Source organism: Bacillus cereus group sp. MYBK15-3 (assembly GCF_051916765.1).
Taxonomy (GTDB): domain Bacteria; phylum Bacillota; class Bacilli; order Bacillales; family Bacillaceae_G; genus Bacillus_A; species Bacillus_A cereus.
The window spans coordinates 392,436-406,446 of the sequence record NZ_JBQAHG010000003.1 but is presented as its reverse complement, the minus strand read 5'-3'; the positions used below and the strand labels follow the sequence as shown (position 1 = coordinate 406,446).

The window sequence follows — 14,011 nt, the reverse complement described above, 5'->3', positions numbered from 1 at the left end:
TTTCTTCTAGTATATTAAAAGCAGAATCTGATACAAGGCTCTATATCAACCTATCAATAAATTATCACCCTATAAATATCTGAATTTTCTTTATATTAGAGGTTATCTCCTAAACAACCTCGAATAATTGTAATACATATACATAAGGAGGGTGATCTATTTTGTTTCGTTCCTTTACAAATGGTTGCGTCGCCTTGGTGCAACGCTTCTTGCCAGAACCGTTTATTTTATCATGTTTACTAACTGTTTTTGTTATCTTCTTTGGTATGTTTGCGACTCACCAAACCCCTGTAGAAATGATTAATCACTGGGGTAATGGAATTTGGGGACTCCTCGCCTTTTCTATGCAAATGGCACTTGTACTCGTGACTGGATCTGCTTTAGCAAATGCTCCTCTTATTAAAAAGGGATTAACGAAAGCTGCCAGACTACCAAAAACGACTGGACAAGGCATTATTGCCATTTCAATTGTAAGTTTACTTGGTGCATACATAAACTGGGGCTTTGGAATTGTTGTATCTGTTTTATACGCAAAAGAAGTGGCAAGGCAGCTGGACGGATTAGATTATAGACTAGCAATCGCCTCTTCTTACTCTGGATTTCTCATTTGGCATGCGGGTCTTTCTGCCTCTATCCCTCTTACGTTAGCAACAGGCGGTGAAACGTTAATTAAAACGACTGCTGGAAGTATTAAAGAGGCGATTCCAATAACAGAAACGTTATTCTCACCATACGCTCTCGTTCCAGTTATTATTTTTCTCATTACGATGCCTCTCATTAATAAGGCGATGCATCCAGATGAAAAACATACGATCACTGTAGATCCTAGCGTGTTCCATGAAGAAGCCGCTGCTCAAGAAGTAGAAAAAAATACATTCGCTGAAAAGATGGAAAATAGCATTATTATTACACTTTGCGTTGGATTGTTAGGTCTCATTTATATTTTCAATTACTTTTATACGAAAGGTTTTAACCTTACTCTCGATATCGTGATTTTCATGTTATTAATTGCAGGTCTTATTTTCCACCGTACTCCGATTCAGTATATTCGCGCTTTTTCAGACTCTACGAAAAGTGCTTCTGGCATTTTACTTCAATTTCCGTTTTACGCAGGAATTATGGGCATGATGATTGGAGCAAATAGTGAAGGACTTTCACTTGGAGGAGCTATTTCTAATTTCTTTATTAGCATTTCAAATGAAACGACTTTTCCGCTCTTTACATTTTTAAGTGCTGGCATTGTTAACATTTTCGTTCCATCTGGCGGCGGTCAATGGGCTGTGCAAGCACCAATTATGATTCCAGCTGGCGCTGAACTTGGTGTACCTGCTGCAAAAACAGCAATGGCAATTGCATGGGGCGATGCTTGGACGAATTTAATTCAACCTTTCTGGGCATTACCAGCATTAGCGATAGCTGGTTTAGGTGCTCGTGACATTATGGGATTTTGTGTTGTGAACTTACTATATGCGGGTTTTATCATTAGTCTATGTTTCTTATTTATTTAAACAAAAAGCTAGTTTTATACTAGCTTTTTTACATAATAAATCACTTATTTCCCATGCAATTTATAATCTTCTTCCACTCTACCTCCGTAAGATGTAATGACTCAAATGCAAAAAAATCTTCACACACTTTTTCAATTAAATGTGGATTTTCCCTCAAAAAATTCCACTGTAATACTTTAGGAAGAAAATGCATTTCATATTCTTTACTTCCCTGTACTACCTCATCTACTTCTCTTTCACAAATTCCTCTTATCAAGTAGTCATTTCTTAACTCTATTTGAATTTGCTGAAATGTTTCGCTACATTTTTTCAATTGAAGTAAACGCGTAACATACTTCCGAAAAAGTTCGCCGTCATACTGAATACAGTTTATAATACGGTCGACTTCATTCATAATGTACGAGCCTTTTCTTCTCTTCATTAAATACGAGGACTGGATCAAATTGTTCTTTGTATAAATCAAGCAGCGTAACTGAATGATTTGTTTCCTGTAGTCCTTTTTGCACATGATTTAAAATCGCCGCGTTAAAACTTGAAGGATTAGGATGAGCGTATACAATTAGTACGTTCACTACATAACAACTCCCTCTATACGTTAAAGTTTCCCCTTCTTTAATAACTTCTCTACAATTTGTACGTTTTTCGAACTTTGCAATAATCGATTCAATAATATAAGTAATTCTTCTTTTTCTAAATCTTTCAGTTTCTCTTTAACTGCACTCTCACCAGCACCTTGAATATCATAAACAACTGCCGCCATATGCTTACAAAGATTCTCATATGGACATTCGCAGCTACTTTCTGAAAAATCTTCGAGATCGATAACTACTTCATAATTTCCTGCATTTCCAGTAACGAAAGCAAACACTTTTTTATCATGTATTTCAACATCTTCTACATGTCCATCTTCATAATATTCATATCCCTTATCTACAATGTACTTTGGGATCCATTTCGTTATATCTTTTAATAAGTAAGCGTACATAATTGTACCCCTTCCTTTAATTCCCTTTTGACTTCAAAAATCCTGTATGTTATTCTAATAACTGTCAAATAGCAAGTCTATATGACAAAACGACTGACACCTATTCGGCGAAGGTGTCTCTTTTCATTTGCAGCCGATATGAATTGCCTCTTTCAGGCACATTCAATTTTTGACACTACACACTCAACACCATTCCCTGTATCAGGCTGCTTTAGCAGTCTTTTACTCTACATACTCCGTTATTTTAAGAAAAAAAGAGAGCTTAGCTCCCTTTTCTCGCCTTATACAATACCCCTTTTTCAGCATAGAGATATTCATCAGCTAATGTAATTTTCCCATCCAGTTTTAGTTCGTCTAATAATCTTGATAAATAAAATTGATGCAACATCTTTTTCGTGAATTTTCCTTCATGATGCGAAACGATATGTTCTTGAATATCTAACAATGATATCGGCTTATCTTGCTCTATCATATATTCATAAACTGTACTACGCAGTTTTACGTATTTTTCGAGTGTCACAGTAATGCGCAACCCCTTTCTTCTTAATATAAATTTTCGTAATCGGTTTTTTTGCAATAAAAAAACCTCTCCGATAAGAAGAAGTTACGTATATATCTTCGTCTTATCTCCCAGAACAAATATGTTCTGCTGGAATTAGCACCTGCATCGCGGTTGCTGGGTTTCATCGGGCCAGTCCCTCCACCTCTCTGGATAAGAAAATATTCACTTAATTCTTACTATACGTAATTCCACTTTAATTGTCAAATAAATATAACAAATTATATTTTCTTCCTTACTGTTCATACTACCCATATACGAACACGCAAGGAGGATTATGAAATGCATCAAAATGCTCGCGGATATGTACAAGATTCTTTTCAATCATTACAAGAAGCTAAAAATTGTTTAGAAGAAGCGCTCGAAACAGTTGAAAAAGATTTTAATCGCGCTCGTATTGAACAATCACTTTATGCTGTTGAACAAGCTATTCAACGTTGCGAGTACACCGTTCACATTTTAGAAAAAGATTAAAAACTTCCCATCAATTGATGGGAAGTTTTTTCAAATGGCATACTTCATAATTATTGCCGTTATGATTAAAAAATATACAGAATTAGCAATTTCTAAAATTCCTACTTTTATAATAGAAATTTTTTTGCCATACAACACAATTGCTCGAATGGCACTTGGTATAAAAATAAGAGAACACCACGGATTAATCACAAATATGATTATTATTAATACGGTATGATATCCCCAAGATATAAGACGATACTTCGGGTTATTTTTTTCACGAATCATCGTTTTCACATAGAACGTACTACCTAAAAAGTATAAAAATGAAATAAGTGCAATGAATATAGCTGTATGATCGATTTGCTTCATTGAAAAGGAATAACTAATTAATCCACCGATACAAAACACAATAATCGCACAAATATCATTTAATAGTGCTCTTTCATTTTTTTGACGAGCGTAATACATATTCACTATAAATAATGGAATCATTACTATTACGAATAAAAGAATTCGCCACTCATATAATAAAGAAATCATCCCAAATAGGAACGCAATGCTGAAATAAACAATGGCAGCTTGTAAAAACTCTTTTTTTCGTCTTTGCTTTATGTACGTAAGAAATGGATACGTGGCTAAATAGATAAAAAACCACGCTAAAAACAATGGAATATGATAAATAGTAGGTTTCCCAAGTATGACACTTAATAAAAAAGGAATAACAAGCATAGCCCATGCACCATGTTGCTTCGGAATAACTAACTTCATTAACTATACACCTCACTTTTGAAAAAAGTTCTCACCTACCATTATACAAATAATTTTATATAATAACGGATGTATATTAAATCGATTTTTTGACAAAAAAATGCTCCTTACAATATGTAAGAAGCATGAAAGAGGCAAACGAATATGTAAGTCGCGACCCTACCTTATATGAGTATGCTTTTCTATGTCACGTTATGCTCATCTAATATACCGTATTTCTTTTTAAATCTTGTAAGAATCGTAATCCATGAAGTACTAAATAGTAATAAGAAAATAACATTCGAAATCGCATGGCTCAAATCAAAGTAAAAACTTGCAATATAATACGAAATGACAGTTTCCCACGTTGCTTCTCGTATAAAACCGAGAAGGCCCCAGAAATTCATAATCCAGCCAAATAAAAAGCCAACAATTACTCCGTAAAGAAGTCTTCCCCATAGCTTTTTCATAAAAAATGTATTACGAAGTAAACCTGCTATAAAACCAATCATACCCCACGAAAACATTTGCCACGGTGTCCATGGACCTTGTCCTAAAAAAATATTAGATACAATTGCTGCTGTAGCACCAATCATAAAACCAGTTTCACTACCAAATACAATTGCAGAAACGATAATGACAAAAGAAGTTGGTTGTACACTTGGTAAAATAGAAAATGGCACCCGGCTTACTGCTGCAATTGCCGCTAATACAGCAACGAGAACAATTTCACGTGAAACAAACGCCTTTCTTTCAAAACGGATATAGAAAGGTAACATAATAACCGCTAATATAAACAAACTACTTAACATGTAATAACCGTCCATGACAAGTGTCGTAAGAAGTAATGTGCCGATTATTACTGCAAAGATACATATTATGAATGCAACATATCGTTTGGACACGCTTCGTACACATCCTCCCACGTTAATGCATATGGCAATTCTTTTCGAATGAATCGATTAATAGATGTTGTATAAAAGAAGTTCCCGCTAAAAAATTCTTTCGGTGCATCATTCATAATGACTGTTCCGTCAAATAACATCATACATTGATCAACGTATTTCGCTGCAAATTCAATGTCATGCGTCGCCATTACAATTGTTGTTCCTTCTTTTTGCAGCTCCCTAAATAGTTCTCCTACTCTTTCTTTCTTCCATGGATCTAACCCCTTTGTCGGTTCATCCAGTAATAATAGCGTTGGCTTTGATAATAACGTTGTACATAGCGCAAGTAATTGTTGCTCTCCTCCGCTACAGTCGTGCGGATGGCGTTCTTTAAGCGAGTACAACCAAAACTGTTTTAGCGTATCTTCTGCTATTTCTTTTCCTTGTTCTCCGTATAATTCACGTGCACGTTCATAAACCTCATCCCATACTGTATCAAATGTAAAATGATAATACGGATGCTGCGATACATACCCAATACTTTTAAATCGTTCTTTCGAATCAATTTTATGTATCACTTTTCCGTTCCACTTTACTTTCCCTCTTCTCGCTTTTTGTAATCCTGCTAAAATCGTTAACAGTGTAGACTTACCTGTACCGTTCTTCCCAACGAGCGCTACCCATTTTCCTTTTTCAATCGAAACTGATAAATCATGTAAAATAAGCGGACTATTTTTTTCATATTGGAACGAAATATGCTCTGCGCTTAAAATTACCTCTTGCTTTTCACTTTGTGCTATTGGCTCATTTACATATGATATCGCTGCAAAATCATTCATTTTCATTTGCGCCTCTCGCACTGTAAACGGAATATCTCTCACATTCCACTCTAAAAATAGCCTTGGAATTTGCGGAATAAATGGACGGAATGATTCTACTCCCCACATATCCGTAATAACAATTTTAGGACTACCATCATACATAATACGGCCATTATCCATACAAACAACGCGTGTTGCAAGCGGGATAACTTCATCTAAACGATGTTCACTTAAAATAATCGTAATTCCAAGTTCTTCATTAATCCGTTTTAATAATCCTAAAAACTCTTTTGCAGCGATTGGATCTAACTGCGCTGTCGGTTCATCTAATAATAGCAATTTCGGCTGCATAACTAATACCGCAGCTAAATTAACAAGTTGCTTTTGCCCACCAGATAACGTGTGAACAGATTGATGCAATAAATCTTGAAATCCTAAAAAGCTAATAAGCTCTGCTATTCTTTTTTGAATAATATGTGATGGTAATCCGATATTTTCTAAAGAAAATGCTAATTCTTGAATCACTGTATCCATAACGATCTGATTTTCTGGGTTTTGAAATACCATCCCAATTTCTTGGGCAGATAACAAATCAGCTACTTCCTCTATTAAAACACCCTCATAAAATATCTCTCCAGAACGCGTACCAATTGGAAGTAACTCCTTTTTAAAATGTTTTAATAAAGTCGTCTTCCCAGATCCCGATCCTCCAGCAAGTGCAATAAACTCACCTTTTTGAACAGAAAGAGAAATATGCTGTAACGCTTTTTCATTTTCATCAGCATATACAAATGATAAATTGTTTATTTCTGCATGCGCCACCATATCCATTCTCTCCCTTCCATTATGATTGGTAAACTAATAAACATCGTTAATACGACAAACATCATCCCATCGTATTGCTGAAATAGAATCGATTCGACTTTCGGATAAATAATCAATTTCCCCCCGCCATAATTACTACATATAATAGCAGCTATAAATAAAATGATTAAATAACTGAGCGTATACCAATCGCGCCTTTCCATTCTATAGCGAATATACGTCGTACGCTTCGTTACACCAAATCCACGAGCTTGCATAGAATCTGCCGTTTGCAGTGCATCTTCTAATGAACAAATTAATAATACTTGCAGCAATTGCATACCATTTTTGACGCGTTCAATTATCGAACCTGAATCTACCTGCACACCTTTCGTCTTTTGAACGAGTGTGATTTTCTTTAATCGCCTCATAAACAAAGGAACAAATCTCACTGTAATCATCGTTAACAATGCAACTTTCGGTGAAATTCTTGAAAACAAATATAAAAATTTATGACTGGAAATAATATCATTGTATGACGCAAACGTAAACATAACTGCAACTAGTAATAACCCCATTACTATTCCAAACATAATCGCCTCAAGCTTAATACGGCTATCACCTAACCAAAATAACGTAGTTCGACCTCTATGCGTTAATAACGAATTAAATAAAATTACCATAAAGAAGAAAACAATTGTGCTCGGTAGCATCTTTCTTATCTTTTCGCTATTTCCTTGCATCACATTTAACATAATAATTAATACTATTGCTCCAATTAAAAAAAGAGGATGAAGACACATCGTACATAGTATCATCACCCCGATATAATAGAAAAAATTCACAAAAGGATGTAAAGAAGAAAAACTTATTTTCATAGCCCTTTACCGAATGCCTTTCTTATTGTAATACGTATACCCACTCAATTGTATCTCCTGGTTTTACCGTAGCTACACCAGCACTATGGTTTGGAAAAGCACCGTTCACACGATATTTCCATCCACTAGTATCCGCAATATCTTTTTCATATAAATCATTAATACCTTTTACATAAATACTATCTCTAGATCCGCTTGCATCAACATCTAATCCTGTACGTTGTAATACTTTATACACAGTATCGCCATCTTGTATATCCATCTTTTTCGCACCCATTATATATCCGTTATTTCCTTTTACCGAGATTGTTACTTGTTTTGCTTGCGGTTTCGGTGGTGCTGGTGGATTAGGTGGTACTGGTTTCGGTGGTGCTGGAAGAGTTACGTCTTTTCCACCTTTATTCGGATCAACTTTTTGCTCCTGCTTCGGTGTTTCTTTCGGCTGATTCACAACCTTTGCTTCTTCTTTTACTTCTGGTGCTTTCGGTTGTTGTTTCTCTTCTTGTGCTTGTTGCTGCTCTGGTTGCTTATTTACAGCTGGCTGTTCTTTCGGTTGTTCCTGTTGTTCCTGTTGTTTCTCTTCTTTCTTTACCTCTGGTTGTGCCTGCGGCTTTTCCTCTTTCGGCTTCTCTTCTACTTTTTGTTCTTGTTTCTCTTTCTGCTCTTCTTGCTGCTTTTGCTCTGATTCAGCTTGCTTTTCTTCTGTTTTTTCTTCCGGCTTCGCTTCATCTTTTTGTTCTTCTTGTTTCGCTACCTCTTCTTGCTTCGGTTCTACCTTCTTCTCAGGCTTTACAGCTGTCTCTTCACATCCGGCAAGTAGCCCGAGCGAAAGCAGTAAAGAAATGAACCATTTCACCTTACTCATCCTATCTCTCACCTTTCATACGAAAATTAGGAGCAAATAATTGCTCCTAATTTTTTGTTAAGCTGCTTTACGTCTCCATAATACATATGCAGAAGCAATACATAATACACCCATACCTACTTCTGTTGCTGCACTATGAGAAGATGCTCCTGTTTTTGGTAGACTGTTACCGTTTCCGATTTTTTTATTCTTAACCGGTTCGTTATCTACAACTACTTTTAGATTTTCATCTTTTGTTTCTTGTTGTAATTGGTCTTGTTCTTTCGGTTCTTCAGTAACTTCTTTTTCTACTACATTATTTTCTGGTTCAACGACCTTTTCTGGCTCTTCAATCGGTTTTGGCTTAATTACATTACCAGCGTCTACATTAGACCAATCATAAATAGATTTCCCCATTTCCTTAAATTGAAGTAATGCTAAAAGAGCCTGTTCTGTAGCCATTCCGTTACCATTTTGATCACTTGGTAACCATTTAAATTCACCATTTGAAAGTTGATATGATAATAGGTTTTGCATTGCCTTATGAAGACGATTTTGATCTACATCTTTAACAAGCGATAATCCAATAATTGCTTGCGCAGTACTATTTGAATTTTCTTGTCCATCAGCTGAAAAACCGCCATTTTGCAGCTGTTCGTTATATAAATACGCAACAGCTTTTTGTATAGCTGGTTTCACATCTGATCGCTCTTGATAAGGAGCTAATGCTGATAAAACCATACCTGTTACATCAACGCTACTAGCACTATCTTTACTACCTGAACTATTATAAGTCCATCCACCGTCTGTATGCTGATTATTTAACAGTGCTTCCACTAGAGCAACTCTGTTCCATTTTGATTCAACTGGAATCTCATACTTCTTCGTATCAAATGCAAGTAAAGCAAATGCATAACCTGTAACAGAATTCACTTTATCTGACTCATACAATTTTTGAACTAAATTATGTCCACCTACATTTTTAGGGTCTGCACTCATTGCATTCATCATAATAATTGTTCTAGCTAAATCTGTCGCTGAAAAACGATTAATGCGCTTTTCTACTTTTTCAGTTACTGACTTAACATAATTTAATTTTGCCTCAATTGGCACATTCTTTCCAGAACGAGAAAGCGCTACAGCTACCCAATCACTTTCAATTCCATCTTGTAACATCTTGTCTGATGTTTTAGAAATGGCTTCATTTAATTGTGCACTTGGAACTTGAATGTTCTCTTGCTGTGGTTGTTCTGGTTTTTCCCCATTTGGTTTTTCACCGTCTTGGTCACCTTGGTTTTTCCCATCTGGTTTTTCACCGTCTTGGTCACCTTGGTTTTTCCCATCTGGTTTTTCACCGTCTTGATCACCTTGGTTTTTCCCATCTGGTTTTTCACCGTCTTGATTACCTTGGTTTTTCCCATCTGGCGTTTTACCGTCTTGGTCACCTTGATTTTTCCCATCTGGTGTTTTACCGTCTTGACCTTCTGGTTTTGGTTCTTCTGGTTTGCCACCGTTAGGTTCTTCTGGTTTACACGTCCCGAACTTATCTAACGTTTCTTTCAATGTTTCCTGGCTTATATTGCTCCAGTCTGAAACAAAGCGAAAGACAACAACATCTCCAGATTTTAATTTATAACTATCTGCTCCGACTTCTGCAGACTTATCATTTACATCATACAGCCAAGCACTTGTAGCCCCGGCCATTAAACCATCGATGCCTTTTACATATGTTCCAAACGACATCGTTTCAGATTCTACCTTGTCCCCCATGACCTTTTGCAGCAAACTTAAAGCTGTTTCCCCATCTTTAATTTGCTCTTCTTTCGGACATAACATAATGCCTTTTTGTGATTCCCCAATAATTGCAAGTTTTGCTGTATTTTCTTCAGCAAACGTAATATGTACTGTATTCGCAAAAGAAACAAATACAAGTGTCACTGCCATTAACGACGTAAGCAGCCACTTTTTCAACATTGCCATCCCAAAATTTCCTCCCTTACTACCATTTACACAAAAAAAGGCCCTTCAAGGGCGTGCGATTGACACTCTCTTTTTGTAAGTGTCGAACAAAAATGTACAACACCTCCTACCCGCATTATTCGCGGCTATATTTGTATAGGAAAAAATAATTTTGTTTATGAACGTATCATTGTGATAACATTCACTTTTCTTGGCACAACTTACTTCCATTTAAGTTATCGTAAAACGATAAACCTATACATTCTGTAAATTTTAAATTTCTGTATTATTTTACTATTGACAAAGAATTTTGTCCATGCTTTATCGGATTTATTTTCTAAGAATAATAACTTATTAACTCTTAACTATGTAAACTCTTTTCACTAATAATGACGCCATCTTCATCCGCATAAACATATTCATTTGGATTCCAATCCACTTGTCCAAAATGCAATGAAATATTTCGTTCTCCTTTTCCTTCTTTCACACTTCTATTTGGCATTGTCCCTAACGCTAAAATACCAATATTAATATTCTTTAGTTCACTAGAATCACGAACATACCCATTCACAATAATTCCTGCTAGCTTTCTTTCTTCCGCAATAGCTGCCAAATTATCACCAAGTAATGCACAATTCCTAGACGCTCCGCCATCAACAACTAATACTGTTCCTTCTGGTAATGTTTGCAATCCTTCCTTCACTAGTACATTATCATCTTTCACTTTTACAGTTGCAATTTTCCCGTGGAATTGTTCTTTCTTCCCAAAAGACCGAAAAGACTGGCGACATATTTGTAATTCCTTTTCAAACTCATCACATAGATCTGTAGTTTTCCACATCTTGTTCCCTCTTTTCCTTTTTCTTTCTACATAACATATTCTTGGCTTATTATCGTTTCCCTGTCTAATATTGCAATAATTTGTATGTACGGGAAAAGGATACAAAAACTATTGCCTTAAGAAGCTACCTTTATTATAATCTATTTCACAGATTGAATTCAGAATATTAAAATTAATAAAGTGAAGAAGGAGGAATTTTATGCAAATACAAACTGAGGCAAAAAAACAACCTAGTAAACAAAAGTTTAAAATGCCTGATGCGTACGTACTACTATTTTTTATTGCCTTACTTTGCGCCATTGCTACGTATTTCGTTCCTGCTGGAGAATTTAAAAGAGTTACAAACGGGACCGTTACAACGACAATACCAGGTAGCTATCATTCTGTTCCGCAATCACCTGTAGGATTTGTTTCTTTTTTTACCGCTATTGAAAAAGGAATGACACTTGCTGCTCCGATCATCTTTTTAATTTTATTTACAGGCGGTGCCATTGCCATTCTTGAAAAAACAGGTGCTCTTGACGGTTTAATCTATCATGTTATTAACAAATTTCGTAATCAGCAATTACTTTTCATTTGTATCGTTGCCGCACTTTTTTCTATTCTTGGAACGACTGGCATTATCGTTAATTCAGTTATCGGTTTTATCCCCATCGGTATCATCGTTGCACGCACATTAAAATGGGACGCTATCGTCGGTGTGGCAATTATTTATTTAGGCACTTATGCTGGTTTTAACGCTACTATTTTATCCCCCTCACCTTTAGGCATTTCACAAAAGATCGCAGAACTTCCGATGTTTTCGGGAATTGGTTTACGCACAGCTATCTATATATCTTTTTTACTTGCCACTATCCTTTATATTAATTGGTATGTAAAGCGCTTGAAAAAATTGAATAAAGGAAGCATTCTTGGCGACAACTGGTTTCCAAGTAACGCTCTTTCAAGCGAAAAGGAAGCAGAGAAAAAAGAAGTTCCTTGGACGATACGTCATAAATTAATTTTACTCGTTTCAGCTTTATCATTAATTGCATTTTTAATAGGCGCTTTTCGTCTACATTGGACGGACGCAGAAATGACCGCTACTTTTATTTTCATAGCAATTACAGCCGGAATAATAGGTGGCATGAAAGCAAACGATATCGCTTCTACTTTTCTAAATGGCTGCCAAAACCTTATCTATGGTGCTTTAATTGTCGGAATGGCTCGCTGTATTTCAGTCATTTTAGAACAAGGCAAATTACTTGATACTATCGTTAACCAGCTCGCACAGTCTCTTGAAGGACAAAGCCCTGTATTTGGTGTTATCGGTATGTACGTAAGTAGTGCCGCATTACATTTCCTTATTTCATCCGGAACAGGAGAATCGGTTATTTTTATTCCGATATTAGCTCCATTAGCTGATTTCATGCACATTACACGCCAAGTTACAGTACAGGCTGTTATGCTCGGCGAGGGTGTAGTAAACTGCCTTAATCCAACTTCCGGTGTTTTAATGGGCGTTCTCGCAGCGAGCGGCATTTCTTATGGAAAATGGATTCGTTTCATGGCTCCACTTGCACTCATTTGGTTTATCATTGGACTTGTTTTTCTTATTGTTGGGGTGAATATTGAGTGGGGACCTTACTAAAATACCCATATATAATTAACTTGATAAAATATCTATCCTATTCTCCTCTTCAATCCTATAAAAATCATTTATTCTAGTAAAAATATAAGAAGGGATTGATCATAATGATCAATCCCTTCTATCAAAATATAATACCTTTAAAAATCTTAGTTCCAAATTTTATTTACCCATTCAGGATGATCAATAAAAGGATTGCGGTTATGTTGATATTTTGTAAAAATCACTTCATTACGCTTTCGCTCTAAATCATCGACCGGGTCTTGTTCATTCCATTTTAATAAGACAGATAGTTTCCCCATGTATGGATCTTTATTGTTATTCACTTTTTCATTTAGTTCTAAATCTATTTCGCCGTTGTCTCCCTCGTAACGAACAGCCATATAAAACAGCATTCTAGCAATATCTCCTTTTACACTATCACGAGGTTCCCAAGAATCACTATCATATTTACATTCTGTCGCTTCAGAATGATTCACACCACCATTATCAAAATCCAGATTTCCACGTGAACTATTTACAGATACATCCGTCGCTCTTAAATGATGTAGATCTGTTCCAGGTCCTGCAGTCGTTCCAAAGTCACCGTGAGATTTTGCCCAAACATGCTCTCGGTTCCAGTTATTTACTCCTGATCCATTCGTAAGTTTCCCTTGCGAACGACCAGTATATAAGAGTATCACATTATTTTTATTATTTGGGTCCTCATCAGTATCTCTTAGCGCTTCCCAAACCGCACTGTATGATAGCTTTGTATGATTATCAATAATATTATGCAGTTCCTTCTTTAATTCTAAACCCGTTTTTCCTATTGCGTTATTATAATATGTATCGTCATAATTTTTCACAATAATCTCTTGTGCTGATGCAGAAGCTACTTCACCGTGTATAGTATCTGTGAATGATAGAGATGCAGAACCTAAAATAAAAAATGAAGACAGTGTAATCATAGCAAGCTTTGTATTTCGAAACTTCATATACCCATTTCCCCTTTAAAATATAATTTGAAGCTATTCACTAAAAAATGCTTTCTAACTCCCGAAACCTTTTAGAAACCCCTACCCCTTTTCTGTTTATTTAATACAAGACTCT

14 protein-coding genes, 1 pseudogene and 1 riboswitch are annotated in these 14,011 nt (G+C 35.8%); of the genes and pseudogenes, 3 read left to right on the top strand and 12 right to left on the bottom strand.

What is annotated here, in order from left to right; genetic code table 11:
* The first annotated feature begins 161 nt into the window (after window positions 1–161).
* Window positions 162–1,508, top strand: a complete 1,347-nt coding sequence (locus tag ACTFR8_RS16200; protein ID WP_000490030.1) for a short-chain fatty acid transporter — start codon at window positions 162–164, stop codon at window positions 1,506–1,508.
* A gap of 40 nt (window positions 1,509–1,548) precedes the next feature.
* Here the strand turns inward: ACTFR8_RS16200 and ACTFR8_RS16195 are convergent, their stop codons facing one another.
* The 4 genes and pseudogenes from ACTFR8_RS16195 to ACTFR8_RS16180 form a co-directional block, all read right to left on the bottom strand.
* Complete coding sequence (locus ACTFR8_RS16195) at window positions 1,549–1,902, bottom strand: group-specific protein (protein ID WP_142325789.1); 354 nt, start codon at window positions 1,900–1,902, stop codon at window positions 1,549–1,551.
* A 10-nt stretch (window positions 1,903–1,912) separates the two neighbouring features.
* A pseudogene (locus ACTFR8_RS16190) lies at window positions 1,913–2,080 on the bottom strand (NAD(P)H-dependent oxidoreductase); the annotation flags it as partial.
* Window positions 2,081–2,103: 23 nt separating this feature from the next.
* Window positions 2,104–2,493, bottom strand: coding sequence for an SWIM zinc finger family protein (locus tag ACTFR8_RS16185; protein WP_044584692.1), 390 nt, complete (start codon window positions 2,491–2,493; stop codon window positions 2,104–2,106).
* 262 nt (window positions 2,494–2,755) lie between these two features.
* On the bottom strand, window positions 2,756–3,013 hold the full coding sequence (locus tag ACTFR8_RS16180; protein ID WP_000171476.1) for a hypothetical protein: 258 nt from the start codon (window positions 3,011–3,013) through the stop codon (window positions 2,756–2,758).
* 100 nt (window positions 3,014–3,113) lie between these two features.
* Window positions 3,114–3,212: riboswitch (SAM riboswitch) on the bottom strand.
* A 122-nt stretch (window positions 3,213–3,334) separates the two neighbouring features.
* Between ACTFR8_RS16180 and ACTFR8_RS16175 the strand changes: the two genes are divergently transcribed.
* The gene (locus tag ACTFR8_RS16175; protein ID WP_000554032.1) at window positions 3,335–3,526 is read left to right on the top strand and encodes a hypothetical protein; all 192 of its coding nucleotides are present in this window, start codon (window positions 3,335–3,337) and stop codon (window positions 3,524–3,526) included.
* 30 nt (window positions 3,527–3,556) lie between these two features.
* On the opposite strand, the gene ACTFR8_RS16170 is transcribed toward ACTFR8_RS16175, so the two are convergent.
* From ACTFR8_RS16170 to rraA, 7 genes are all read right to left on the bottom strand, one after another.
* Window positions 3,557–4,279: a YwiC-like family protein gene (locus tag ACTFR8_RS16170; RefSeq protein ID WP_044584693.1), complete on the bottom strand. Its 723-nt coding sequence runs from the start codon at window positions 4,277–4,279 to the stop codon at window positions 3,557–3,559.
* Between the two features lie 182 nt (window positions 4,280–4,461).
* Window positions 4,462–5,163 (bottom strand): ECF transporter S component, encoded by a 702-nt coding sequence (locus tag ACTFR8_RS16165; protein WP_000044907.1) that lies wholly within the window; start codon window positions 5,161–5,163, stop codon window positions 4,462–4,464.
* On the bottom strand, window positions 5,136–6,797 hold the full coding sequence (locus ACTFR8_RS16160; RefSeq protein ID WP_044584694.1) for an ABC transporter ATP-binding protein: 1,662 nt from the start codon (window positions 6,795–6,797) through the stop codon (window positions 5,136–5,138). Before ACTFR8_RS16160 ends, ACTFR8_RS16165 begins: the two co-directional genes overlap by 28 nt.
* Window positions 6,770–7,648 (bottom strand): energy-coupling factor transporter transmembrane component T, encoded by an 879-nt coding sequence (locus ACTFR8_RS16155; protein WP_044584695.1) that lies wholly within the window; start codon window positions 7,646–7,648, stop codon window positions 6,770–6,772. Before ACTFR8_RS16155 ends, ACTFR8_RS16160 begins: the two co-directional genes overlap by 28 nt.
* Before the next feature lie 22 nt (window positions 7,649–7,670).
* The gene (locus ACTFR8_RS16150; RefSeq protein WP_044584696.1) at window positions 7,671–8,513 is read right to left on the bottom strand and encodes a DUF4430 domain-containing protein; all 843 of its coding nucleotides are present in this window, start codon (window positions 8,511–8,513) and stop codon (window positions 7,671–7,673) included.
* Window positions 8,514–8,570: 57 nt separating this feature from the next.
* Window positions 8,571–10,472: a DUF4430 domain-containing protein gene (locus tag ACTFR8_RS16145; RefSeq protein ID WP_252209638.1), complete on the bottom strand. Its 1,902-nt coding sequence runs from the start codon at window positions 10,470–10,472 to the stop codon at window positions 8,571–8,573.
* Window positions 10,473–10,812: 340 nt separating this feature from the next.
* The gene (gene rraA / locus ACTFR8_RS16140; RefSeq protein WP_000266033.1) at window positions 10,813–11,292 is read right to left on the bottom strand and encodes a ribonuclease E activity regulator RraA; all 480 of its coding nucleotides are present in this window, start codon (window positions 11,290–11,292) and stop codon (window positions 10,813–10,815) included.
* A 199-nt stretch (window positions 11,293–11,491) separates the two neighbouring features.
* Here rraA and ACTFR8_RS16135 point away from each other — a divergent pair, with 199 nt between their 5' ends.
* Window positions 11,492–12,922: a YfcC family protein gene (locus ACTFR8_RS16135; protein ID WP_001166970.1), complete on the top strand. Its 1,431-nt coding sequence runs from the start codon at window positions 11,492–11,494 to the stop codon at window positions 12,920–12,922.
* Between the two features lie 146 nt (window positions 12,923–13,068).
* Here the strand turns inward: ACTFR8_RS16135 and ACTFR8_RS16130 are convergent, their stop codons facing one another.
* Window positions 13,069–13,896 (bottom strand): endonuclease I family protein, encoded by an 828-nt coding sequence (locus ACTFR8_RS16130; protein ID WP_000672200.1) that lies wholly within the window; start codon window positions 13,894–13,896, stop codon window positions 13,069–13,071.
* Between the last annotated feature and the right edge of the window lie 115 nt (window positions 13,897–14,011).

What these genes read in the sequence shown, in the direction of transcription:
- ACTFR8_RS16195 (WP_142325789.1), bottom strand. Translation starts at nt 1,902, where the DNA reads ATGAATGAAGTCGACCGTATTATAAACTGTATTCAGTATGACGGCGAA.
- ACTFR8_RS16170 (WP_044584693.1), bottom strand. Translation starts at nt 4,279, where the DNA reads ATGAAGTTAGTTATTCCGAAGCAACATGGTGCATGGGCTATGCTTGTT.
- ACTFR8_RS16145 (WP_252209638.1), bottom strand. Translation starts at nt 10,472, where the DNA reads ATGGCAATGTTGAAAAAGTGGCTGCTTACGTCGTTAATGGCAGTGACA.
- ACTFR8_RS16135 (WP_001166970.1), top strand. Translation starts at nt 11,492, where the DNA reads ATGCAAATACAAACTGAGGCAAAAAAACAACCTAGTAAACAAAAGTTT.
- ACTFR8_RS16155 (WP_044584695.1), bottom strand. Translation starts at nt 7,648, where the DNA reads ATGAAAATAAGTTTTTCTTCTTTACATCCTTTTGTGAATTTTTTCTAT.
- ACTFR8_RS16130 (WP_000672200.1), bottom strand. Translation starts at nt 13,896, where the DNA reads ATGAAGTTTCGAAATACAAAGCTTGCTATGATTACACTGTCTTCATTT.
- ACTFR8_RS16185 (WP_044584692.1), bottom strand. Translation starts at nt 2,493, where the DNA reads ATGTACGCTTACTTATTAAAAGATATAACGAAATGGATCCCAAAGTAC.
- ACTFR8_RS16175 (WP_000554032.1), top strand. Translation starts at nt 3,335, where the DNA reads ATGCATCAAAATGCTCGCGGATATGTACAAGATTCTTTTCAATCATTA.
- ACTFR8_RS16150 (WP_044584696.1), bottom strand. Translation starts at nt 8,513, where the DNA reads ATGAGTAAGGTGAAATGGTTCATTTCTTTACTGCTTTCGCTCGGGCTA.
- ACTFR8_RS16160 (WP_044584694.1), bottom strand. Translation starts at nt 6,797, where the DNA reads ATGGATATGGTGGCGCATGCAGAAATAAACAATTTATCATTTGTATAT.
- rraA (WP_000266033.1), bottom strand. Translation starts at nt 11,292, where the DNA reads ATGTGGAAAACTACAGATCTATGTGATGAGTTTGAAAAGGAATTACAA.